The sequence below is a fragment of the Bifidobacterium bohemicum DSM 22767 genome (assembly GCF_000741525.1).
GTDB lineage: Bacteria > Actinomycetota > Actinomycetes > Actinomycetales > Bifidobacteriaceae > Bifidobacterium > Bifidobacterium bohemicum.
The window spans coordinates 12,867-35,780 of record NZ_JGYP01000002.1; the positions used below are offsets into that span (position 1 = coordinate 12,867).

At 57.4% G+C, this 22,914-nt stretch carries 20 protein-coding genes; 13 read left to right on the forward strand and 7 right to left on the reverse strand.

The window, feature by feature from the left end; translation table 11 throughout:
* Positions 1-155: 155 nt before the first annotated feature.
* Positions 156-359, reverse strand: coding sequence for a cold-shock protein (locus BBOH_RS02400; RefSeq protein ID WP_033521184.1), 204 nt, complete (start codon positions 357-359; stop codon positions 156-158).
* Between the two features lie 171 nt (positions 360-530).
* A complete protein-coding gene (locus BBOH_RS02405; RefSeq protein WP_033521183.1) occupies positions 531-1,166 on the reverse strand; it encodes a LytR C-terminal domain-containing protein in 636 nt (211 codons plus the stop codon).
* A gap of 117 nt (positions 1,167-1,283) precedes the next feature.
* On the opposite strand from BBOH_RS02405, the gene BBOH_RS02410 reads away from it, so the two are divergent.
* The 13 genes from BBOH_RS02410 to BBOH_RS02470 all read left to right on the forward strand — a co-directional run bounded on the left by BBOH_RS02410 (position 1,284) and on the right by BBOH_RS02470 (position 14,638).
* Positions 1,284-2,033, forward strand: a complete 750-nt coding sequence (locus BBOH_RS02410) for a uracil-DNA glycosylase (RefSeq protein WP_044098082.1) — start codon at positions 1,284-1,286, stop codon at positions 2,031-2,033.
* A gap of 28 nt (positions 2,034-2,061) precedes the next feature.
* The gene (locus BBOH_RS02415) at positions 2,062-3,108 is read left to right on the forward strand and encodes an AAA family ATPase (RefSeq protein ID WP_074428473.1); all 1,047 of its coding nucleotides are present in this window, start codon (positions 2,062-2,064) and stop codon (positions 3,106-3,108) included.
* Positions 3,105-4,031 (forward strand): DUF58 domain-containing protein, encoded by a 927-nt coding sequence (locus BBOH_RS02420; protein ID WP_033521181.1) that lies wholly within the window; start codon positions 3,105-3,107, stop codon positions 4,029-4,031. The genes BBOH_RS02415 and BBOH_RS02420 overlap by 4 nt, the downstream gene beginning before the upstream one ends.
* A 29-nt stretch (positions 4,032-4,060) precedes the next feature.
* On the forward strand, positions 4,061-4,570 hold the full coding sequence (locus tag BBOH_RS02425; RefSeq protein ID WP_033521180.1) for a hypothetical protein: 510 nt from the start codon (positions 4,061-4,063) through the stop codon (positions 4,568-4,570).
* The gene (locus tag BBOH_RS02430; RefSeq protein WP_033521179.1) at positions 4,567-5,613 is read left to right on the forward strand and encodes a VWA domain-containing protein; all 1,047 of its coding nucleotides are present in this window, start codon (positions 4,567-4,569) and stop codon (positions 5,611-5,613) included. Before BBOH_RS02425 ends, BBOH_RS02430 begins: the two co-directional genes overlap by 4 nt.
* A complete protein-coding gene (locus BBOH_RS02435; protein ID WP_033521176.1) occupies positions 5,610-6,656 on the forward strand; it encodes a vWA domain-containing protein in 1,047 nt (348 codons plus the stop codon). The genes BBOH_RS02430 and BBOH_RS02435 overlap by 4 nt, the downstream gene beginning before the upstream one ends.
* Complete coding sequence (locus tag BBOH_RS02440) at positions 6,653-7,267, forward strand: DUF6466 family protein (RefSeq protein WP_033521174.1); 615 nt, start codon at positions 6,653-6,655, stop codon at positions 7,265-7,267. Before BBOH_RS02435 ends, BBOH_RS02440 begins: the two co-directional genes overlap by 4 nt.
* 50 nt (positions 7,268-7,317) lie before the next feature.
* Positions 7,318-8,763 carry an adenylosuccinate lyase gene (gene purB / locus BBOH_RS02445; RefSeq protein WP_033521172.1) on the forward strand — a complete coding sequence of 482 codons (1,446 nt, stop codon included), beginning with the start codon at positions 7,318-7,320 and terminating at the stop codon, positions 8,761-8,763.
* Entirely contained in the window at positions 8,760-11,267 is a 2,508-nt protein-coding gene (locus BBOH_RS02450) for a lysylphosphatidylglycerol synthase transmembrane domain-containing protein (RefSeq protein ID WP_081930289.1), read from the forward strand. Before purB ends, BBOH_RS02450 begins: the two co-directional genes overlap by 4 nt.
* Before the next feature lie 192 nt (positions 11,268-11,459).
* A complete protein-coding gene (locus BBOH_RS02455; RefSeq protein ID WP_033521170.1) occupies positions 11,460-11,744 on the forward strand; it encodes an HU family DNA-binding protein in 285 nt (94 codons plus the stop codon).
* Between the two features lie 137 nt (positions 11,745-11,881).
* On the forward strand, positions 11,882-12,730 hold the full coding sequence (locus BBOH_RS02460; protein WP_033521169.1) for an inositol monophosphatase family protein: 849 nt from the start codon (positions 11,882-11,884) through the stop codon (positions 12,728-12,730).
* Positions 12,731-12,869: 139 nt separating this feature from the next.
* Entirely contained in the window at positions 12,870-13,061 is a 192-nt protein-coding gene (locus tag BBOH_RS02465; protein ID WP_033521167.1) for a ubiquitin-like protein Pup, read from the forward strand.
* A complete protein-coding gene (locus BBOH_RS02470; protein ID WP_033521165.1) occupies positions 13,061-14,638 on the forward strand; it encodes a proteasome accessory factor PafA2 family protein in 1,578 nt (525 codons plus the stop codon). Before BBOH_RS02465 ends, BBOH_RS02470 begins: the two co-directional genes overlap by 1 nt.
* Positions 14,639-14,703: 65 nt before the next feature.
* On the opposite strand, the gene dop is transcribed toward BBOH_RS02470, so the two are convergent.
* From dop to BBOH_RS09190, 5 genes are all read right to left on the reverse strand, one after another.
* Positions 14,704-16,497, reverse strand: coding sequence for a depupylase/deamidase Dop (dop, locus tag BBOH_RS09020; protein ID WP_033521163.1), 1,794 nt, complete (start codon positions 16,495-16,497; stop codon positions 14,704-14,706).
* Between the two features lie 3 nt (positions 16,498-16,500).
* Positions 16,501-18,069, reverse strand: a complete 1,569-nt coding sequence (gene arc, locus BBOH_RS09025) for a proteasome ATPase (protein ID WP_044098084.1) — start codon at positions 18,067-18,069, stop codon at positions 16,501-16,503.
* A 171-nt stretch (positions 18,070-18,240) separates the two neighbouring features.
* A complete protein-coding gene (gene fmt, locus BBOH_RS02485; RefSeq protein WP_033521162.1) occupies positions 18,241-19,221 on the reverse strand; it encodes a methionyl-tRNA formyltransferase in 981 nt (326 codons plus the stop codon).
* 60 nt (positions 19,222-19,281) lie between these two features.
* The gene (locus tag BBOH_RS02490; protein WP_033521160.1) at positions 19,282-19,980 is read right to left on the reverse strand and encodes an HAD family hydrolase; all 699 of its coding nucleotides are present in this window, start codon (positions 19,978-19,980) and stop codon (positions 19,282-19,284) included.
* Positions 19,981-20,120: 140 nt separating this feature from the next.
* Complete coding sequence (locus tag BBOH_RS09190) at positions 20,121-22,709, reverse strand: primosomal protein N' (RefSeq protein WP_033521159.1); 2,589 nt, start codon at positions 22,707-22,709, stop codon at positions 20,121-20,123.
* Between the last annotated feature and the right edge of the window lie 205 nt (positions 22,710-22,914).

Here is a 22,914-nt window from a genome sequence, read left to right on the forward strand (position 1 = left end):
TCTAGAGTGCTAAATACCAGATTAGCACTCTGACGGCGAGAGTGCCAAAAACTCGTAAATTGCGCTGATGGCTTGAAAGTTCCAAAACAAAAAGGTTCACTCAATAGAGTGAACCCCTCGCAACGATATCGCGCACAAGACGCGAACAGAATCTCTCAGAGCTTCGTCACAGTCGTGGCTTGCAGACCCTTGGGACCCTGCTCGAACTCATATTCGACCTTGTCGCCATCATCAAGCTTCTTGAAGCCATCGCTCTGAATCACCGAATAATGAACGAACACATCTTCACTCCCGTCATCGGGGCTGATGAATCCATAGCCTTTACCGGCGTTAAAGAATTTCACGGTACCTTGTGCCATAATAACCATTCTCTCTGTTAGCTATGTGAAGTCATATGAGGAATCCGGCCAATTCCGGATACCACACCACACAACTTATTACCATTATAAGCTTGACCACAGTCAAACGGAATACAACACGCCGACAAAGTCAAAAACTTCCGACCGATTCAGTACCGGAAGAAATGGAACTCAATTCTTAAGCACGACAACAATCGGGTGCGCAATGCCGGTCTGCTGCTCGACCTTGCCGATGCCAAGGCTGGTGGCTATATCCTGAGCGGTGGCCTTGTCGGCCTCGCCCCCGTACCACACGACGCTTTCATCGGGAACCTGGCCGGAAGGATTATCGGCCGAAACGTTCGTGTAACCCGCCTGGTTCAGTTGCGTTTTCTTTTCAGCGGCATACCCATTGATACCTGAAGCGTTGACGACCTGTACATCCGTCTGCTTATTGACGGTCGCAACAGGTGTCTGTTGCTGGGTCTGGTTGGAATCAGCCGACGCGTCGTTCTTGTCGGTGCCCTTCTCGTTGCCTCCCTTCTCTTTCTTGGCAGAATCCTTCTTTTCAGATTTAGGCTCTTCCCTCTTCCTAGCAACCGTCTGCGATGACGCTTCAGGCCGGACAAACACCTTCGAGAGCTCACCAGAATAGAATCCCCACACAAGCAAACCCGCCAGAACGGACACGATCAAAAGCACAATGAAAGGAATCGCCTGACGCAACAGCGAGGGGGAACCACGATGTACTCCAATAGGCCCCTCAGGAGGATTATCAAAGATGTCTTCCTGAGAAAAATCACCTAAATCTCGCTTATTCTGTGTCATGCCGGTTCCTCTCCTGACGATTGCCGCCACACAATCGATTGCTTCGATTGTATGCAATACTATGATAACAAAATGTCTAAACCTATTACATATAGGCCAGAACTTAAGGTAACAACCATGAACACAACGACAGTCAAACCATTGAAGGAACTCATCGACCCGGGCTGGGCCCGAGCGTTATCCGCCGTGGAGCCGGACATTCACCGCATGGGCGACTTTCTACGGGCCGAGCATCGCGCAGGGCGACAATATCTGCCAGCCAGTCACAACATTCTCCGGGCTTTCACCATACCTTTCGCCTCCATCAAGGTCCTTATTGTCGGACAGGACCCTTATCCGACCCCGGGGCATCCCGTCGGCCTCAGCTTCTGCGTGGCCAAGGACGTGCAGCCGGTGCCACGCAGCCTACAGAACATCTATCAGGAGCTGCATGACGATCTCGGTGTGCCGATTCCCAGCAACGGAGACCTCACTCCTTGGTGCAGCCAAGGTGTCATGCTGCTCAACCGCTGCCTGACCGTTGGAGTCGGCCGACCGAACAGCCATCAGGGCAAGGGCTGGGAAAAAGTCACGGACGCGGCCATTTCGGCCCTGAACGACCGCAGGGACGCCAGTGGACGACCACTGCCGCTGGTGGCCATTCTTTGGGGTCGCAACGCACAAAGTCTGGAGCCGAGATTGGGCAATGCCTTCATCATCAAATCGCCGCATCCTAGTCCCCTTTCCGCTTCTCGTGGATTCTTCGGTTCCCGTCCCTTCTCAAGGACCAACGAGGCGTTGAGGCGCATGGGGACAGACCCGATCAACTGGACGCTGGAAGCAAATTCGACGGCACCGGACACTACAATGCCTTTAGAGCAACGATAACAGCAAACCACCAACAAGAACGAAGCTTATGACGAACCTACCCCTTCCACCACAGGCCCCACAACAGGCCGCAACATCCGCAGGAGCACCACTGAGCGATGCCGGACGAGCCAAGGTCCTGACAGACCGAATTCGAGCCCGATTCGGGGCAACGCTCATCGGACAGGACATGCTACGCGAGGCACTGATCACCACAATGATTGCAGGCGGTCATATTCTCATAGAATCCGTGCCTGGATTGGCAAAAACAACTGCGGCACAGACGCTGGCGACCTCCGTTTCAGGCAGTTTCAAAAGGATTCAATGCACATCGGATCTGATGCCGTCCGATCTTGTCGGCACACAGGTCTTTGACTTCGCCCATCAGCGTTTTACCACGCAAATCGGTCCGATTCATGCAAATTTTGTGTTGCTTGACGAAATCAACCGCTCGAACGCCAAAACCCAATCGGCCACGCTTGAAGCCATGGCCGAAGGAGCCACCACCATCGGCGGACAACGCATCGCGCTTCCCAAACCTTTTATGGTGATAGCTACACAGAACCCGATCGAGCAGGAGGGCACATTCCCGCTTCCCGAGGCACAGATGGACCGGTTCATGCTCAAGGCGGTGATGACGTATCCTTCCGCGGAAGAAGAGCAGCGCATGCTCGCACTGTTGTCCAGACGAGGTACCGATGCCATCGATCCGTCAACCATGGGGCAAGGAAGAATTTCGATCGCGGACGTGGAATTCCTGCGCGACGCGGCCAGACGTGTACACGTCTCGGACTCGATCATGAACTACGCCGTCGATCTGGTCGCAACCTCACGTGGGGCCGGTCGTCGACCGCTTCCGGCTCTGGCTTCACAGGTGAGGCTCGGCGCCAGCCCGCGTGCCTCGATCTCTTTGATTCGCATCGGTCAGGCACAGGCGTTGATCAACGGCCGTGACTATGTGATTCCCGAGGACGTGAAGGCTTTTGTGCACGAAGTGCTGCGTCACCGCATTCTGTTGACCTTCGAGGCCCAGGCCGACGGCGTAACGGCCGACCAGATAATCGACTCCATCGTTCAGACGGTTCCGGTGCCATGAGTTCTTCCACAACCGGCGCCGCAGCGGTTCGCAGGAAGATCGAGTCGCTTTCGACAATGCTGAATCTGCCGACCGCACGGCGTGCGCTCGGTCTGATGGAGGGCGAACACCGCACCGCACGGCGCGGCGGTGACGACGACCCAATGAGCATCCGGGATTACACCGCAGAGGACGAATCACGACTGATTGATTGGAAAGCCAGTGCCCGTAACGGCAGACCTATGGTGCTTGAACGCGAACATCTTTCGACATCCCGCATTTATCTGATGCTGAATGTCGGAGTATCAATGAACGGAACATGCGAAAACGGAGAGACCGCAGGTGAAGTAGCGGCCAATGCCTTGTGCACGTTCGCCGCTCTGAGCGCAAGACGACACGATGAGATCCATTTGGTCTTCGCCGATGGCGTAACCATTGCCTCAAAGCCGTTCAGAGGCGGGTTGGGAACCTTCGAGCGAGAGTTGGACGGCAGACTAGACCAGGGCTTCACCGGCTCCGACAACATCGCGGCGCTTTTCGACTACGCAAAAACGTTGAATGACCACGGGTCAATCGTCGTGATCGCGACCGAGGAACACGAGCTGGACTCTGTCGAACCCACTGCAATACGGCGTGTCGCAGCTGATCACCCACTGGTGGTGGTCAGCGTGTCCACGCTCAATCCTTTCCGTCGCCACCACCTCGGAGCCGTGACGGACGGGTCGAGCGGGAGACGTGTCCCGGCGTTCCTTATCAACGAACAATCAGCAACGGCACACGACGCCCATCGGGAATATCTGGCCAGGCGACTGGAAGGCGAGTTGAAACGAAACGGTGCCAGACTCATCCGTGCAGGTTCCAGTCAGGCCATGCTATCGAGCTTCGTAACTACTCTTTCCAAGGCTTCAAACTGGGGCGGAACAGGTCTGGAGCGGAACGCATGAACCTAACCAGTCTCCAAACAAGGTCCATCATGGCTCAGCCGGAACAGCCAATGGGAACCCTCCCCGTTCCGACCGTGCTCATCGCTTTGCTCATTGTCTCAGTCGCCTTGACGTTGGCAATGATTGTTCTGACCATTTTCCTCTCACGCCCCCGAAAGCGGCGTGAATCTTATTCGCACGGCATGCACACGGACATTAACGCAAGGCATGAGTGGCTCGAACGCGTGCAACGCACCGTCGACCGTTTTTCTCAAGGGGTTATCACACGCGACGAGGCCTTTGCCGAACTTGCCCGCACGGCGCGAGACTACGCCGGCGAACGAACCGGCAAAGATTTAAGCACTCGTACGCTTACCGACCTGAATCGGGGGGATGGAGCCGACGGCGACACAAAGGCACTGGCACTGCTCCGGCAAACGATCTCCGCGCTCTACCCTCCTGAATTCGCCGACGTCACACGGAATATGCAGGCCCGGGACACTACGGTTGCGGAGGCCGGAGAGTGGGTTTCGAAGCTGATTGAAAGGTGGCGACGATGACATTGACATGGCATTGGCCATGGGCCGGTTTGGCGGCGCTGGCCGTTACGCTGGCAATCGTTGCGCTCTGCATGTTCTTAAGCGCACGTGGCGGAACCCAACGCCACGGATTGCCCGTCTATGGTCTAGACTCCGACCTGAACACCGAACAAATAGACGAAAGTCTCCACCGTTTCCGGGTCTACAACAGATTCGCCACAACGCTACTTGTCCTGGCGCTGATCACGGCGATGACCTTGGTGGCACGCCCCTCGGTCGTCGATGAGAACGACGAGAGAACCAATCCGCGAGACATCGTTCTGTGTTTGGACGTCTCCGCATCAATGCTCGCCTACGACCACGAGGTGCTCAGCACTTATCAGCAGCTCATATCCGGATTCAAGGGGGAACGCATTGCGTTGAGCCTGTTCAACTCGACTTCTCGCACTCTTTTCCCTTTGACGGACGACTACGACCTAGCATCAGGCCAACTGAAGAAAGCCAGTGAAATCCTGCGCAAGGTTTCAACTCAGGATCGCATCGACAAACTCAGCGATCGGACGGCTCAGGATTTTACCGATCTGATCGAGGGCACGCAGAATCGAACCGACAAAACTAGCCTGATTGGCGACGGCTTAGTCAGCTGTGCCGCAATGCTCCCCGGATTCATATATGGCAAACCCTCTAAACCCGGCAAGGCCTCGATCATGCTGGCAACGGACAATGTCTCGGGAACATCCAGTTACACACTTGGATCGGCTCTGGACCTCACCAGCAAGGCGAATATCAGCGTGGACGGCCTATACGACGGACCCATGGGCTCAGAAAACGATAAGACCACAATCGAAATGCGCCAAGAAATCGAAAAGCACGGCGGCACATATTCTTCGGCCCATTCAGGCCAGTCCGTCGACAAAATGATGCGCTCCCTTGAAAAACGAAAGTCGGAGCAGGACGAGCACAATCGCCTGTCATCATTGATCGACGCTCCCGGATGGTTTACGTTGATCGCAGCTGCGTTCCTAGGGCTTTGGATCGCCGTGGCATGGAGGATTCAACGATGAAGACATTACGATTATCCCCTGCACTGGGCTGGCCGGCAGGCATGGCTCTGGCATTCGTCATGACGATTTTGGCCGCGGCGATCGTCATCGTTCACATCCGTCGGGCACAAGGAGTCAACGGTACCGACGAAACACTCATCTCTTGTATACGTCGTTCGGTATGTTGCCTCATCATAGCGGTAATGGCTTTGACGCCGAGTGTCGCGGAGATGACCACTTCAAAAGCCGTGAACGCGACCGACGTGGTCGTAGCCACCGACGTAACGGGTTCCATGGCGGTCGCCGATGCGCAGTATGGTTCCGATACGGTCATAACCAGAATCGATGCCGCGAAAAAAGCCGTGAACGACCTTACGGAAATATATAGTGGCTCCAGTTTTGCAGCGGTCAGCTTCGGTGCCGGCGGGCGACTTGACGTTCCGTTGACCCCCGATATCGGCGCGATACGCAACTGGTCCCAGGCTTTGGTGCCCGAGCCCACCAAGGTGTCTTCGGGCTCAAATCTTGACGCCCCGCTTGACGCATTGCTACGCGAGCTCAAAGCAATTCGAACGGCACACCCTCAAGACACCATCGTCCTGTATATCATCACCGACGGGGAGCAGACCGCTCGTGAAACACGACGCACTTTTTCATCTCTGCGGCAATACCTTAACGATGCCTTCACCATCGGAGTGGGTTCGGACAAGGGAGGCACCATTCCGGAATCGGGCGCCGGGACAAATGCGCAGGACGAAAACACCTCCAACGAAAGCAAATGGGTGATTGATCCGAGTACTGGACAACCCGGCATCTCAAGAATGGACAAGAAAAACCTGACCGAGATAGCCGATGAAATGGGTGGCAAAGCGCTCATTGTAAATGCTTCTGAAACGTTGAAGACATCCGATCTGGCTAAGGCTTCAAAACGCTGGCGAGTAGCCAACGGGCCACGTTCCCGCGAACGTGTCGCTCCTGTAGTCTGGCCGTTGGCAATCGTATTGGTTGCCTTACTGGCATGGGAACTGGGCGCGTGGATTGTGATGGACAGGAGACTTCTGTGATCTGGAACCCTACCGTGAAAACCGACCAAACCAAGCCGGAAGACATGGTCGATCTGCCCCGGGCAAAGCCACATCGCCGCGCAATCGCCCCACTCTGGCTGAGAATCATCTGCATAGCGATGGCTGTAGTCTTCCTTGTGACGGCGGCCATAACAGGATTGAACCTCTACGCGATCAATTCCTATAACGAGGCCACAGCGACACTGAACGAAACCATTAAGCTGGCAAAGAAGCCGGGAACCGACCCGAAGACAATCGAACTACGTCAACGCCAGACCGACGAACTGTTTGACCGGGTGGGTAAGCTCAGCCCCGTACTCGTAGGCAGCGTCAGGCACGCCATCTCAACGAACACCAAAGTTTCGACCAAGCTCACGACAAAGACTCGACAACGAATCGCGACTATTGAAGAAGCCCGACATAAGGGAGCTTTGGCAACAAAAGCACGGTCTTCGAACCAAGCGGACGGAGACGGAGCCGGCCTGACCGACGAACAGCGCCACGCCGTTGAGCAGACGTTGAAAGCCAATCAACCCTCCTCATCGAACTCGCAAAACCAAAACAAGGACGAGTCAAGTGACACACAGCATAAAGACATCAAGCCTTGGTAGGCCGTATCGCGGACAGCGACCGGTTTACGGCAGGAAGTAGGGTTAGGTATATGCAGCTGACCAACATCACTCCCCCGATTGCCTTAAGCCCACTGGATGGGCGTTACCATTCACAGACCGCGCCATTGGTCGAATTTTTGAGCGAACCTGCCCTTAATCATGAACGCATCGTAGTCGAGATCGAGTGGATGATCATGCTTGCCAACGGCTATGGCGAGCATAGAGGCCAATCACTGATCGATGGGGTCAGACCTCTTTCCGATGCGGAAATCTCCTATCTTCACGCCATCCCGAAGGATTTCGGAAGCGAAGGAATCGCCCGTCACGCCGCCTATGAGGCTCAGACCCACCACGACGTCAAGGCGGTGGAATACTACATCGACGACAAGCTTGATGAAGGCATAGAGCGTCTCGGACGGGACACAGAGCTGCCGCATCTGAAAACCTTGGTTCATTTCGCATGCACGTCGGAGGACATCAACAACCTTTCGATAGCCCGTTGCGTCAAACACGCGGTTGAACAGGTCTGGCTGCCCGGCGTGCGTCAGGTCAACGACTATCTGTGTGATAAAGCCGAGGAGTTCAAGGATCTGCCGATGCTTGCCCTGACGCACGGGCAACCGGCCACACCCACAACACTAGGCAAGGAATTGGCCGTCTTCGCCTACCGATTGAACCGCCAGCTTGATCATATCGAGCATCAGGAGTATCTGGGCAAAATCAACGGAGCCACAGGAACATTTGGCGCGCACACCGTCGCCTGTCCTGACGTCGACTGGCTTAAGGTCTCGCGTGTGTTCGTCACCGAACGTATGGGACTTACCTGGAACCCGCTGACCACGCAGATCGAAAGTCACGACTGGCAGGCCGAGCTCTATGGCGCCATCAGTCATACGAACAGAATCCTCCACAATCTTTCCGTTGACATGTGGATGTACATCTCACGGGGCGTTTTCGCCCAAGTGCCCGTCAAGGGCGCCACCGGCTCCTCGACGATGCCTCATAAAGTCAACCCGATCCGTTTTGAAAACGCAGAGGCGAATCTCGAATTATCATGCGCATTGCTTGACACATTGGCTTCGACACTTGTGGAAAGCCGTTGGCAACGCGACCTGACCGATTCGACAACCCAACGCAACATCGGCTCAGCACTCGGCTATTCATTGCTGGCCATCAACAACCTTCTGGCCGGACTGAAATCCGTACACCCCAACGAGCAGGCGATGCAGGAGGAGCTCGACGAAAACTGGGAGGTTCTCGGCGAGCCGATCCAAACAGCCATGAGAGCCCAGGAGCTCGCGGGCAGGCCAGGCATGGGCCGCCCATACGAAAAGGTCAAGGAACTGATGCGCGGACACAGTATTTCCAAGAAGGATATCGAAAGGTTCATCGATGACCTCGATTTTGACGAGGCAACCGCAGCAAGACTGAAAGCCCTGACCCCCGCCACCTATATAGGCCAAGCCGGGATGTTGGCGGAATTCGATCGACGATGACCACGTCCAAGAGCATTCAACCAACCAGTGCCTCCACAACGCCGAACAACGGGAAGGTCGGCGCCGTCTCCGAACCGCGCATTAACGATATTGCGCCGCGCCGCACACGTAACTTCAACGATTTACTGCATGCCGTCATAGCGCTCATCGTCGGAATCATAGTCATTCTTTCCGCGGTCTACCTCAACGGACTGACCAGCGGAGTCGAGGCCGATGCCCACAACGCAGGTCAGTTGATGAACTGGCTATACGACGTTCCCGCATCGATGCTGCAGCAACTGGCAAGCTTCTTCATTGTCATCAGCGTCTTGGTCCAACTTATGGTCAACCGTGAATGGCTGCAATCGGCGGCTTCGGTAATCGCCCTTTTTCTGGGATACACCGCGGTGTTGTTCATCTCGCTGATGATCGTACGCGTGGACATGCCGGTGCTGACCGCCACGATCCGCTCCCCTGGAGCCGGAGCCGGAGCGTCCCTGGTGCCCGATGTCTACGCCGGAATCGCGGCCTTCCTGACGGTAGCAGGACCAAGACGCACGCGTTCGACCGTGAAGTGGGGTTGGAACATCGTATGGACCGTGGCGATCGTCTTCGTTATCGTTTCGTGGCATTCCGTAACCGGTGCCATCGTCTCATTCACTCTTGGTCGCATCATCGGCCTATTAGTCCGATTCACGGTCGGTACACAAAACCAGGGACTTTGGGGCAATGGCATCGTCCAAACGCTCAAAGGAATCGGTCTGAACCTCACCGAGCTGTCACGGCATCCATCCGCCCCGGTCGTCTCGGGCGTGCTTGAAGCCGTTCTCGAGGACGATCTGGTTGAAAGTTCACGCGTCTACGAAGCCACCAACGAGGACGGCTCACGCTACATCGTTTCCGTGCTTGATTCGCAACCGCATTCCGCCGGATATCTCAATCAGATCTGGCAGGCTCTGCGATTCACAGGCGTGACCATGCGTCGTGACCGCTCCGCCAGTGACGCGACACATCATCATTACACCATGTTGCTGGGGCTGGAATCGTGTGGTTTGCACACCGTCGAACCTTACGGGGTCGCGGACAGCGAAGAGTCCTCGGTCCTCGTCTTCGATACTTCGAGCACGCTGAGCCGGTACGATTCCACGAATCCCACGGACCAGGACCTAGCGGATTTCATGCGGTATCTTGATACGGCAAATCACCGTGGATACACGCATCGACGCATCACACCGGACACGCTCGCAACGCTGAACGGAACCGACCCGAAAACCGGTAAACCAACCGCGATACGACTGATTGCAGGCTGGCAGAACGGCGATTGCGCAAGCCTGCAGGCCAATGTTGCGATGGACAAAGTGCAACTGTTAGTATTGCTGGCCACGCTAACAAGCCCTTCACGGGCCATCCGAGTGGCCCGTCAGGTGTGGGGAACCGAAACCCTGACCGCTTTGACACCGTTCGTCCAGAAAGTCGCCATCCCTTCGGCCACGCGCACTTTACCGGGGTGGAACAAGCAGCTGCTTGGCAAAGTACGCGACGGGCTGACGGCCCTGACCTCCGAAGACGAAGATGCACAGAACGAACCAGTGACTTTGGCTCGTTTCAATTTCAAATCATTCTTCTCGTTAACCCTCGCCATCGTCGCAGTAGCCGTGATTTTCACTCAGCTCAGACCGGATGAAGTCATCGCTGCCGTGCGTAACGCCAAACCGGGGTGGGCTTTGGCCTGCATGGGATTCTCGCTGGCGGCTTGGGCCGGTGCCGCACTGGTGTTGGGCTCGTTTATGGACAAGGACAAACGTAATCCCTTCGCACTGTTCTGCTCGCAGGCCGCTTCCGGCTTTACCGCCGTCTCGATGCCTGCCGGCGTAGGGCCCGCCTTCGTCGATCTGCAGTTCCTTCGTAAAAACGGATACCGCAGCACTGCGGCCACCGCCATCACAACGGCCAGCTGGGGAGTTCAGAGTATCGGCACGGTTGTCATCATTTTGTTGTTGGGGCTGATCACCGGAAGAACGACCTTCTCCGGGATGATTCCGACCAATACGCTTGTCGTGGTCATCGGTGCCATTGTTTTGGCGCTCTGCATTTGCATGGCGATTGGCCCATTGCGCCGTCTATTGATTGACAAATACCTGCCGCTGGTACGCTCCTATGCGCGACAGCTTGTGGAGGTTCTCGCCCAGCCGACCAAACTGACCGGTGGGGTGATCGGATCAACCACACTCAACATAGCCACGGCTTTGGGTTTTTGGGTCGCGCTTCTGGCTTTTGGTCACACGTCAAACCCAATTGAAACCGTCTTTGTCTTTTTGCTGGCCAATACCTTAGGCAGCGCCGCCCCGACACCCGGTGGCCTCGGGGCGATCGAAGCGGCCCTTACCTTCGCCTTCACTTCCATCGGAGTGCCACCTGCGGTCGCTCTTTCAGCGACGCTGCTGTATCGTGTCTGTTTCTATTGGTTGCGTATTCCGCTCGGCGCACTGGCTATGAAATGGTTAGATCGACACAATCTGATGTAATACCTGCGCAATCACCTGCACTCCGTTTCCTTGTCGTTTCAGGCTTTGCGGCTAAGTCCAAATGTGACCAAAATGTGACGAACGGGCGAAAAACATTGGAAACACGCGAAACTTGGCTGGATGATGGGGTATCATGTGTCTTGAAGATGGCTTACACAGTAAACGTGAAGCCCCTGAAACAAAGGATTGCTTATGGCATACAACAAGTCTGATCTCGTTTCGAAGATCGCTCAGAAGTCCAATCTGACTAAGGCCCAGGCCGAGGCTGCCGTCAACGCCTTCCAGGACGTCTTCGTCGAGGCTATGCAGTCTGGTGAAGGCCTGAAGCTCACTGGCTTGTTCTCCGCTGAACGCGTTCGTCGTGCCGCCCGCACGGGCCGCAACCCACGCACCGGCGAGACCATCAAGATTCCTGCGTCCTACGGCGTTCGCATCTCGGCCGGCTCACTGCTCAAGAAGGCCGTCGCCTCCAAGTAAGGCAGTCAACTCGATTCAAGGTCTCCGTTCGCTATTACGACCGGGGACCTTTTTATTAACACCTGTCTAAAGTAATACCGGTACCAAGTGCAGAAACCTTGGCAACAAGGCCGGACGTTAAAGAATGGAAAAGCCCGATGACTACGAACACCCGCGAATTGGCGTTGAAGGTGGCACAGGTCACGCAGGACGCTGGCCGGCACGCTCTGCATGACCAGATCAATCCGCATAACCTTGAAGGCTTCTTCATTCCCTCCACCAGCATGCAGCTTTCAAGCAATATAGACGACAAATTGGTGGCGTTCATCGAAAATCGCATCAAGTACCTCGAACCGTTCAACGGACTGTGGCGAAACCGTCCTGAGGACGCCAAGCCGGGTGAGCGCTACTGGTGCGTGGGCTCGATAGACGGCGTGATTAATTTCGTGCGCAATATGTCGGAATGGACCATCACCGTCTCGTTGTTCGAATTCAACGAAGAGGGCTCTGCGCAACCGATACTCGGAGTCGTGCACGCCCCGGCTTTGGGATTGACCTACCTTGCCGCTCAGGATCAGGGCGCAATCCGGATCCAGCAGACTCCGGTCGGCGAAAGGCGCATTAAAGTGATGCCTTCCACGACCATGGAACTCGAGGGGTCAATCGTCAGTTTCGGCATGTCACACGTGGCATCCGAATCCGAGCGGGCGTTCCATGTGTTGGGCGACATCGCCGGCCGCCCCGCGGATGTCAAACGAATCGGCCCGGTCTCCTTGGACTTGTGCAAAGTCGCGGACGGCACCTATGACGCCTACTTCGAGCCTCACCTGCATCGCTGGGACATTCCCGCGGTTTCGGCGGGGGCCATCGTGGTTCGTGAAGCCCACGGCAAAGTGACACGGTGGAACGGCGAGGAGATTCACTGGCGCAGTGAGAACGATGTGGTCGCCACCAACGGACTGGTGATCGATCAGCTGCAGCCGTATTTAGTCAGTGCGGGAGTCTAAACGGACATGGTGCGACCTCACACCGTTGTTTACGGCAACAACCTCATCGTAAGGCCTACCACCACTGACACGTATCCGCCGAATAATCGACCGGGCAACGGCAACGCCCGCTACCGACTTGCAACAAAGGAGACCGACCATGCCGCAACAATTCATTCAACCACAGCAGAACCACGAAACCGTGACCGACCCGATTAACCGAGGACAGACAGGGGTCGGAACCGAACCGCTCACCGATGTCCTCGATGCCGTACTCGACGACATTTCCACCGCCCTCGATGAAAATGCGGAAGAGTACGTCTCCAGCTTCGTGCAAAAGGGCGGGCAGTGATGCCCCAACTACGCGACAGCTCCAGCGAAAGACTCCGCGACGAAGGTGAGGTCTGTCCAGGTTACAACTCATTCGATCGTATTTGCGGGCTCGAAACCGAGTATGGACTTGCTGCTACTGGCACAAGGCGACACTGCGAAGCCAGCGAGGCGGCCATGGCAATGTTCCGCCCTGTGGTGATGAAGGCTCGCTCGACTAACACGTACTTGGAAAATGGCGCACGGCTCTACCTTGACGTCGGTTCACACCCTGAATACGCCACAGCCGAGGCACGCGACCCGATGGACGCGCTCAAGCAGGATCTGGCGGGCGAAGCGATTATGCGCAATCTTGCCTCTTCGGCGCAACAAGAGCTGAGGACTTCATACGGTGCAGGCACGACCGTACACGTGTTCAAGAACAATGCGGACTCTTCGGGGCACTCCTTCGGCTGTCATGAGAATTATCTGGTTCGCCGTTATGTCCCGCTTTCTGCAATCAAGTCGCAATTGCTGCCTTTCCTGATTACCCGACAACTGTTCACCGGGGCCGGCTGCGTGACTTCTGACGGTTTCGAAATCACCCAGCGTGCCCGCTTCGTTGAAGATGGCGTCTCCTCGGCCACCACACGCGTGCGTCCTATGGTCAACACCCGTGATGAGCCACACGCCGATCCGAATGAATTCCGTCGTCTGCACGTGATCATCGGCGATTCCAACCGATCCCAATGGGCGACGTTCATGAAACTGGCAACCACGCATCTGGTCTTGTGCGTTATTGAGGAAGCCGCCAGAACCGGCAAACGCTCGGGGTTGGAGGATTGCGCATTGAACAATCCCGGCGCCGCCAATCGCGCACTGAGCGCAGACCTCACCCTCCACGCCGCCGATATGGATCCGACCGACGCTGACGCTTTTCTCTCCGGCATCGACCGGTTCGACAATGCTACGCATCCCACCCATCATAGCGGTTCGGAAATTCACGACGTCAACCATCACACAACCGGCAGGAAAATAACCGCACTGGAAATCCAATACCGATACTGGTCCGTGGCTTCACGGTTCGTGAACACCCACCGACAGGCCATGACACAGTCACTGCCGCACTCCGACTGTGACGAGGTGCTCGCCGACTGGAAAATGACGTTGGACGCTTTGCAATCCGGGGACTTGAGTTTCCTGCGTTCGAAAGTTGATTGGATCGCCAAATACGAATTGCTTTCCGAGCTACGCAACCGCGGTTCGGACATATCCTATGCACGCCTCAGGCAGCTCGATATGGACTATCATGACATCAGCGCGGGCGTGACCTATCCCTCGCTTTGCCGGCATGGTGTCATCCACACGCTCGTGAGTGCCGACGCCGTCCGATCATCGGTACAGACACCACCGAACGACACCCGCGCGGCACTGCGTGGCGCCTTTATCACCGCGGCGAACGCGTGTGGAGGCGAATATGCCTGCGATTGGACGGATCTCAAGACAAGCAGACCCCAACGCTTGGAAGCACAACTGATTGATCCGTTCAGCACCGAGCCTCCGGCGGATTATCAAAGGCTGATAAATAGCCTGCATGTTCGACCGTCGCACCGGTCATGACCAGCACGGTCACTCCGACCCGGCGCAATCGATCGCAGTCAAACCCGCATATTGCTCGAAACCACCTATTGCCCACCGAGCCGACTCAATCGACCCAAAGTTTGAGCCGCACTCAGCCCCTCCTCTACCGCGCTGATGATGACGGGACGACAGCGCTCCTCGGTCCAGAGCAACGGATCGGAAATATCCAGGCACAACATTCCATGCGGATGCCGCGAATAGTCACGCACCGTGATATGGGACCACGACATCGCCACGATGTCGTGCGGAAACCTGTTCAACAGTTCAGCGCGCAGCCATGCGCGAGTATCCCTCGGCGCTTCACGGGTTGCTTGCACAACATCCTGGCCGGCTCTTGCGATTGCTTCCTTCTGGTTCAACGTCTGACCGTTTTTCTGCCCGCTGCCCGAAGCACCGCTCGGAGAATCGGTCAGGCCTCCCTGAGCCACTGTCTGCACCGGTAGACCTGATTCAACATCCAAACGCTCGGCTTGGCTTTGCACTTTGCCATAGATCGAGGTGGCCGGATCGAGCGAACCCCAGCCCAAATCAAGTGCAGCCAGCCGTATATCGCCCCACTTGACGCCGGTCCTGCGACGGAAACGTTCACACAACTGCCATTTAAGCAGCCATTCCAAACGCGAAGCCTGTTCAGTCATATTAAGGCGCTGCTCGTCATCGGCGTGACGCACAGCGGCCACGTCGGAGAGCGCCTGTCGCCACATGGCCATGATGCGTCGAGTCTGCTCATCCGGCCAGAGCGGGTCTCCGCGACTGTCCGTGCCGTAAGCGACCGCGCCTTGAGCCGCAACGGCCGTAAGCAATCGTACCTGAATCTGCCATGCGGTGGCGGTCCTTCCACTCTCCAATGCCACAGATCCCGCCAACGTCAGGTCATGCGAGACCTGGTGCATCGCATCGACCGCATCGGCAAACCGGAACTCGGCCGCCAGATCGTCAACGGGAATGACCGGTATCGATCCCGGGCTTGCCTGCCCGTCGGCGAAACCAGACGCTGCCGTGGCGGTGGCGAGGGATGAGTCGCATTGTTGCTCAAGCAGCCACAACAGCATACTGGTGGTGCCGAGTTTCAACGCCTGCGGCACGTCCATACGGTTGGCGTCCCCTACAATCACATGCAGACGCCGTTCATCGCGGGTGACATGCGATTCGTCACGCGCGTTGACGATGGGCCGGTCGAACGTGGTTTGAAGTCCCACCTTGGAATGAATGTAATCTGCCCTTTGACTGAGTTGAAAACCAGCCATTTCACTGTGCTCGCCAAGGCCCACACGGCCTGAACCGGTGTAGATTTGCCGAGTGACGAAATGCAACGTCATCAACGCAACGATGCGATCAAAAGGTACATCGCGAAGCATCATATAATTCTCATGCGTGCCCCAGCTGGCTCCTTTGCCATCAACATTGTTCCTGTATAGCACAATATGTGAGTCTTCGGGGCGTGCCCGATTCGCCTTGCGAACCGCTTCAAGCATGATTCGATCACCGGCATGGTCATAACGTACCGCTTCGAAGGGGTCAAGCGTCTCCGGTGCGGAATATTCAGGATGGGCATGATCGACATACACTCGTCCACCGTTGGAGGCGATCACGTTGACGATCCGGCGCTGCGGTTCATCGGTAAGCATCTCCGGTCTGGCCGCGGCGCGCGGCAAATGCGTACCGCGGGCGTCGTTGAGCGGATCTTCCTGACGGTAGTCCCAGCGGATCCTGCTCGTGCTTTCATTCGCCGCGGCGGCCACCACATCGAACGACAGACGCACCGGATCATAATGCTCCGCTCCCTGCGCGGATATCGCATATTCCGTTTCCGTGCCCATCATACGCAACACAGTCATGTCTCATACCCTCCGAAGACGCACGGCACGACCGCCGGCGACACCATTGATTCTGGACCATTGCACCGGGTCGGCGTTCAACACCGAGTCACGAGCCTCGATGAACTCCTCCTCGACCGCGTCATGAACCGCGAATCGATTGATCGCCATGGGTCGTCCTTGAACAATCGAATCCTTAACGACCCGCGTTTTGGCCCTATCAATGATGTTCTTCAGCATCGCACCACTGACGACCTCGGCCATATGGACGGCGGACCACACGCCCTCCATATCACAGACGTCCGCGATATGGCGGTTCGGGCCGTCGGAATATACGTCGTCGACCAAAGCCCGGGCCAGCTGATCGGCGTCATCGCCATCCTTGAAGGGCAGATCGTCAGTCAGGTAATGCGATACGATCTGTTTGGCCTGCTGCTTGTCGGGTCTTCCGACATGTATTTTGACGTCCAGCCTACCCGGCCGGAGCACGGCCGGATCGATCATATCGACACGATTAGAGGCGCCAATCACCATCACATTGTCCAGGTTTTCCACACCGTCGAGCTCTGCGAGGAACTGCGGCACGATGGTGGTCTCCACATCACTTGATACCCCGGAACCCCTCGTTCGCAACAACGAATCCATTTCGTCGATGAACACGATGACCGGTCGGCCTTCGTCGGCGCGTTCACGCGCCCGCTTGAAAATGAGGCGAATAAGCCTCTCGGACTCCCCCACGTATTTGTTCAACAATTCAGGCCCCTTGACCGACAGGAACACGCCGGCGAATGCCTTACCGACGCTCTGTTCTCCAGGTTGGGCGAGCGCATTGGCAACCGCCTTGGCGATAAGCGTTTTGCCGTTGCCGGGAGGCCCATACAGCAACACGCCTTTCGGCGGCTTCAGGTCGTAACGTCTGAACAGCTCGCGATGTAGATATGGAAGTTCGACAGCGTCGCGGATACGCGCGATCTGCCCATCGAGTCCGCCGATATCCGCGAATGTGACGTCGGGGGTCTGTTCGAGCACCAGGTCTGTGGCGTGCTCACCGGGGAGAACCTCAAGCGCAAGACGGGTCGAACCGTCCACCAGCACATGCGTTGAGACGTCAATTGAGGTTCCGATCAACGCACCGGTTCGCTCTATCAGTGACATGTTTCCGGACTGGTCGGAGACCATGAGACGTCCGTCATCGAGCACCTCGCGCACTGTGCGCACCACACCGGTGACATCAACCCCACGCTGTTCGACCAGGACCATGCTCTCATTGAGCAAAACGACGCTACCCGCTGAAAGGCGCGCAGCCTGCACGTTCGATGCCACAGGTACGATAAGCCTTCTGCCCGCGAAGATGACCTCGGCGCTGGCATGTTGCACACCCTGCTCATCCGTCGACGAGGCATCAACCCGCACCATCGTCGCGAAGTTCAGCGGCGGATGCGCCATCTGCACCAGCTGCGATTTGGCTTTCTGAAGCTCACTGCCGGCACGGTCGAGCGCCTGCGCCAGCGCATGGTTCTTCTGGCGCAGTCGATCATTGTCCAGCGCCAACTGCCGGTCATTACAAGGCGTCCGCCCTTCAGCCATCCGCATTCTCCTCTGATCGCACAAGCCATTTTTCAATTTCGAATATCGTAGGTCTCCAAGCGAATGCTGGCAGCATCACTCCCCGACAAATGAGCCGGGAGGATTCCGCAGACACCGTTGCAACGCATCGCAAATGGCAAAGTCGGACCCGGAAATCATGATAACCTGTCAACCTGCTCAGATGAGCACGGCGGAGACCGACAGCCGTGCTCCACGAGCCCAGTCAGCGGCCCGCATGGCCTTTTTGCCTTGGGCCTTGACCATTTCAAGCTCCAACGGCGTCGAGACGGTGCCGACCCACACATGCTTTTTGTCGGCCACGATCCTGCCGGGTTCCAGATCGGTGGGCGCACCCTGGTCTTCCGGATTCGCCGGCCGAGCCTTCAGAATATGGAACTGCTCGCCTTGTTCACCCTCTGCTCCTCCACTGGCTTTGGCTTCCAGCAGACACCATGCACCCGGTTCGGGCGTGCAGGCGCGAATCTGGCGATCGACGGCGAATACCGGCACATCGAAGCGCACGTGGGCATCATCATGCTCGATCTTGTGTGCCACCTCGTAAGAACCCTGCGGCTGGTCACGGAATTCAATCCGCCCCTCGGCCATTGCCTCAAGCGCCGCGGGCAACAGGCGGGAACCGTCTTGAGCCAGCCGGTCAAGCAACTGCCCCGAGGTCTCATGGGCACCGATTTCAATGGTCGATTGCGCCAAGATCGGTCCGGTATCCATGCCGGCGGTCAGTCTGAACACCGTCGCCCCCGTAATGGTGTCCCCGCTCCACAGCGACCGTTGCACCGGGGCGGCCCCACGCCACTGCGGCAGGAGCGAGAAATGCAGATTGTACCACCCCAGCGGCAACGCATCGAGTACGTTCTGTCTGAGGATTTTGCCGTATGCCACCACGGCTCCGGCCTGCGCTCCCGTCGCTTTGAGTTCGTCTACGAAGCCAGGATCTTTCGGATCGCTTTCCAACACGGGGATACCAAGTTCCGATGCTGCCTGCTTGACCGGGCTGGCGATGAGCCTGCGGCCACGCCCTTGAGGCGCATCGGGCCTGGTGAGCACCGCGACCACCTCAAAATGCTCGGCATCCTGTGCCAATGCATTCAGAGCAGGCACCGCCACCTCGGGAGTGCCGGCAAATAATACTTTCAACATGTCCTCTCCTCCGCTTCCCATCGTACTCTCATCTTGCGGAACCATGCGTTACATCCAGCGTCAATCAAGAGGAATATTGATTCCCTGCTCAACAAGCAAACGCCGTAAGCCTTGGGCGTCCTTGAATCGCACGGCACGAATGCCCGCCTCGTTCGCACCCTCGATGTTCGCGGCCTTGTCGTCCACGAAAACAGCGGTATTCGCAGGAATGGCGAATCGACGCAAAGCATGTTCGTAGATGTCGCGGGAAGGCTTGCTCATCTTGACGTAGCCGGATACCACCGCGTCGTTCAGCTGGCGCAGGATGGGGAAATCCTTGACGAACCGAAATGTTTCAAATCCCCAGTTCGACAATCCCCAAATGCCTATGGACGCACCTTTCAAATCGTCGATCAGCTCGCTCATACCCGGCATCTGGCCGACCGGGCACTGGTCGAAATGTTCCAGATAGTAGGCGAACATTTCAGCCCATTGCTCGCCATGCTGTTCCCGCACCATTTCGATCGCCTCGGCTCCGGTGCCGCCTTCATCCATGACATCCGACGCATCGCGGTAGCCGGAACGGTCGTTGTCGAAGAACTGGTCGGTCAGCTCTTTCGAATACCCGGACAGCAACACCGGTTCCGGATCCAAATCAATGAGCACCTGACCGAAATCGAAAATGACGTTCTCGATAGGCTTGCCGTCGGCATCGTAAGCCGGACCTGATGCCATCACTTCGTTGTAGGCCATGTCCATCTCTTCAGGGCAACCACTCATCTTCGCTCCTTCATAGCTATGGTGCTTTGTGTCCCATGGTTTCACACCTCACCGACGTTGAATTACAATTATCTCAATGACGCGGCCAGCCATCTGACCGATGTGACAAGCCATCGAATTTTCGACGACAAGTGCGCATCTCATGTCAGGTCCTTGGGGTCCAGCTGGAATCGAAGCTCGCCCGGGCTTCGTGTGGCGACGTGTCGGGCCACTTCGGCGTGCAGACGCTTGGCAAGTTGGGCGCGCAGGTTCTGGGGCACGCGGACCACGGCTTTGACTCTGTCACGGGTCTCCTCAAGCTCACGCGCATCCAAGGTGCGCGGCTGCGCGATAGGCACCGGGCCAAGTACCGCAGGCATGGTCGGCGCCGGCGGGTCATCCAAGGCCGACACGGGGCGTCCATCTTCCGCGGCCGACTCATCCGCCAGGTCCGATTCCAGCCCCGGCATCGGCAGACTCGACCATTCGCCGCCTTCCGTCACGCCGATACGCCGCAATGTCTCGATGACCGCCTCACGACGCCCCCAGACGCACGCGGCAGCGACTGTGGGAGGCAACCCCGTTTCGGCACGGTCATTGAGCTCCTGTCGTGCGAGCAGACGGCAGTCCCAGTCGATCAATGACTTGGCCAGAGCCGGGTCGCTCTCCCCGATCAGCAACACCTGACCTCCTGCGTGCCTTGGCGCACATAAGGCCGCCGCACGCATCCACGCGGTAAGCGTGTCAATACGCGCATCAACACCGGACGCATAAAGACTCGTCCAGGCATCGAGAATCGCCACGGCGGCATATGATTTGCCGCGCACACGTGGCTCGGCACCGGGAGTCGCGATGACGATGACGGGACGATCCGATATCGACTGCACGATCCCGCCGGGTTGGCTTGGACTGGAAAGCACCATCGGCACATTGCCGAACAGATGCCGCAACTGCTCGGCGGTACCCGTGGCCCCCACACGCACGACATTCATGCGCTCTGAACCGCATTCCGGGCACTTCCATTGAGCTGCGGGCGCACCACACCACCGGCAGCGCGGGGCCTGACCGCGAATCAGTTGCAAAGGCCCAGTACAACGTGGACAGCGAGCCTGACGATGACATTTCGCGCAGCTGAGCACCTCGGCCACCCCATCGTGTGGTATCGAAAACAGCACCGGACCCGTCTCCAATGCCTCGGACAGGATTCGCACTGCGCTGTGGGGCACACGGGCGCCGATCGTTGGATCAGCGAGCCTGGCAAGCTCATCACGATTGAACCAGCGTGCCCACGGAGCCAGCTGGTTCACCACCGCCGGGTAGGGGTGCAGGGCGACGCTCGCACCGCTGACCGGCGTTTCGCATACGTCAAAATCCGCGTACGGCATGTCTGCTTCCTGCTGATTCGTCATGCCTTCAGGAGAATCCTCCATACCATGCACGGATGTGGGGTGGTATATCCCCGAACGTACGGTACTTGCCGAAAGATCGGCCTCGCCGGTTTCCAATATGGGATCGAGCCTGCCGACTTTCCCGGCAACGCCGACGTTGGAAGCATCTTCCCGAAAAACGGCTATGGCTTCTGAACCATCGACGACACGACCAGCAACAGCCGCCGCGGCATTCCCGTCCGGTAATAAGGCATTGACCGCGGTTCCATGCCCCGTTCCATCATCGGAGACCTCCCACTGGCTTATGGCGCTGCGGGCATTGCCCATTGCCACGAACACGCCGCCGTGCAGCCGGGCACGCAGCCGCAAAACCCCACGCGCGGTCGCATAGGGCATCATGCCATCTGCGTTCTGGTAGGCCACATCGTCCACGATGGCGAACAGCCCTGGCCCTTCGACCGGCGCATACATGGCCGCCCGCACGCCGATCACACACCGCACCTGCCCACTGGCCGCTGCCAGATAGGAGCGGTAGCGCTCCGCAGGCGCAAGAGAAGCGGCCAAACACACAAAGTCGCCGTCATATCCGCCATTGGCCGACCCTGTGGGTGCGAATGGCCTGAGTCCAAGCATCCGTAAGGCTCCGGCAACATCATTGACCTCACGCATCGTGGGCAGCACCAGTACCGCAGACCTGCCCTCCGCAAGGCTCAATCCGGCCATCCAAGCCAGGTCGGCCGCCCAACGTCCCGTTCCCGGCAGACCGTCGATCACGTACGAGGCGAAACCACCACCGGACAATGAGTGCCGTAACGCCACGGCACCGTCATAGCTGGATACGAAACGCTTAGTGCCGCTGTCCATCGCCGCCGCGTCGAGCCGAACCTTGCCACGGCCGCCCTGCCATGCGCCGGCCAGAGCCAGGGCTTGTTCCTTATCGACCCGCGCCACACGCGGCGGCACGGCCAGTCGCAGAATGTTCGCCGGTGTGCCGCCGTAGGCGTCGGCGATGGCAGAGATATCCCGTCTCATGGAGCCTGAGACCAACGGTTCGGCGCTCAGGACGCGTTCGATATAACGCAGAGAGGAAGCGGGCGCATGGCTTTCATCAGAACGGCTCCAAATGATGCCATTGAGGCGCTGTCCGCCGAAACGGACACGCACCAGCACGCCGGGTCGAGCGGCCTGATCGTCCTTCGCGTCGATCAGATAATCGAAGGTCTGCCCCAAATGCGTGGCCTGCACGTCAAGCACCACCTGCGCCACGGGATTTTCGGCGGCCTGGGCATGGGTGACCCGCTTGCGGCGTTTGCGCGGTGCAAGTCCCGCCAGCGCCAGCTGTTCGGCCTCCGATTCACTCATATCGTCCACAATAGCAAGGGGGTCGACTCCCGCAAACTCATCTTTTCCGAAATACCGCCATACCGAGATACGACAAACCCCGGTTAATCTGCAATAGTCATAATATTGCAATATACTTGGCCGTGTTCAGATGAATATCTATCATAAAATCTGAACACTAATAACAACATCGAAGTTGATATGCATAACGGACATATCACAGTCC

What these genes read in the sequence shown, in the direction of transcription:
- BBOH_RS02430 (WP_033521179.1), top strand. Translation starts at nt 4,567, where the DNA reads ATGACATTGACATGGCATTGGCCATGGGCCGGTTTGGCGGCGCTGGCC.
- arc (WP_044098084.1), bottom strand. Translation starts at nt 18,069, where the DNA reads ATGCGGATGGCTGAAGGGCGGACGCCTTGTAATGACCGGCAGTTGGCG.
- BBOH_RS02455 (WP_033521170.1), top strand. Translation starts at nt 11,460, where the DNA reads ATGGCATACAACAAGTCTGATCTCGTTTCGAAGATCGCTCAGAAGTCC.
- BBOH_RS02465 (WP_033521167.1), top strand. Translation starts at nt 12,870, where the DNA reads ATGCCGCAACAATTCATTCAACCACAGCAGAACCACGAAACCGTGACC.
- BBOH_RS02435 (WP_033521176.1), top strand. Translation starts at nt 5,610, where the DNA reads ATGAAGACATTACGATTATCCCCTGCACTGGGCTGGCCGGCAGGCATG.
- BBOH_RS02400 (WP_033521184.1), bottom strand. Translation starts at nt 359, where the DNA reads ATGGCACAAGGTACCGTGAAATTCTTTAACGCCGGTAAAGGCTATGGA.
- BBOH_RS02470 (WP_033521165.1), top strand. Translation starts at nt 13,061, where the DNA reads ATGCCCCAACTACGCGACAGCTCCAGCGAAAGACTCCGCGACGAAGGT.
- BBOH_RS02450 (WP_081930289.1), top strand. Translation starts at nt 8,760, where the DNA reads ATGACCACGTCCAAGAGCATTCAACCAACCAGTGCCTCCACAACGCCG.
- BBOH_RS02415 (WP_074428473.1), top strand. Translation starts at nt 2,062, where the DNA reads ATGACGAACCTACCCCTTCCACCACAGGCCCCACAACAGGCCGCAACA.
- BBOH_RS02490 (WP_033521160.1), bottom strand. Translation starts at nt 19,980, where the DNA reads ATGAGTGGTTGCCCTGAAGAGATGGACATGGCCTACAACGAAGTGATG.
- BBOH_RS09190 (WP_033521159.1), bottom strand. Translation starts at nt 22,709, where the DNA reads ATGAGTGAATCGGAGGCCGAACAGCTGGCGCTGGCGGGACTTGCACCG.
- purB (WP_033521172.1), top strand. Translation starts at nt 7,318, where the DNA reads ATGCAGCTGACCAACATCACTCCCCCGATTGCCTTAAGCCCACTGGAT.
- BBOH_RS02460 (WP_033521169.1), top strand. Translation starts at nt 11,882, where the DNA reads ATGACTACGAACACCCGCGAATTGGCGTTGAAGGTGGCACAGGTCACG.
- fmt (WP_033521162.1), bottom strand. Translation starts at nt 19,221, where the DNA reads ATGTTGAAAGTATTATTTGCCGGCACTCCCGAGGTGGCGGTGCCTGCT.
- dop (WP_033521163.1), bottom strand. Translation starts at nt 16,497, where the DNA reads ATGACTGTGTTGCGTATGATGGGCACGGAAACGGAATATGCGATATCC.
- BBOH_RS02420 (WP_033521181.1), top strand. Translation starts at nt 3,105, where the DNA reads ATGAGTTCTTCCACAACCGGCGCCGCAGCGGTTCGCAGGAAGATCGAG.
- BBOH_RS02405 (WP_033521183.1), bottom strand. Translation starts at nt 1,166, where the DNA reads ATGACACAGAATAAGCGAGATTTAGGTGATTTTTCTCAGGAAGACATC.
- BBOH_RS02425 (WP_033521180.1), top strand. Translation starts at nt 4,061, where the DNA reads ATGGCTCAGCCGGAACAGCCAATGGGAACCCTCCCCGTTCCGACCGTG.
- BBOH_RS02410 (WP_044098082.1), top strand. Translation starts at nt 1,284, where the DNA reads ATGAACACAACGACAGTCAAACCATTGAAGGAACTCATCGACCCGGGC.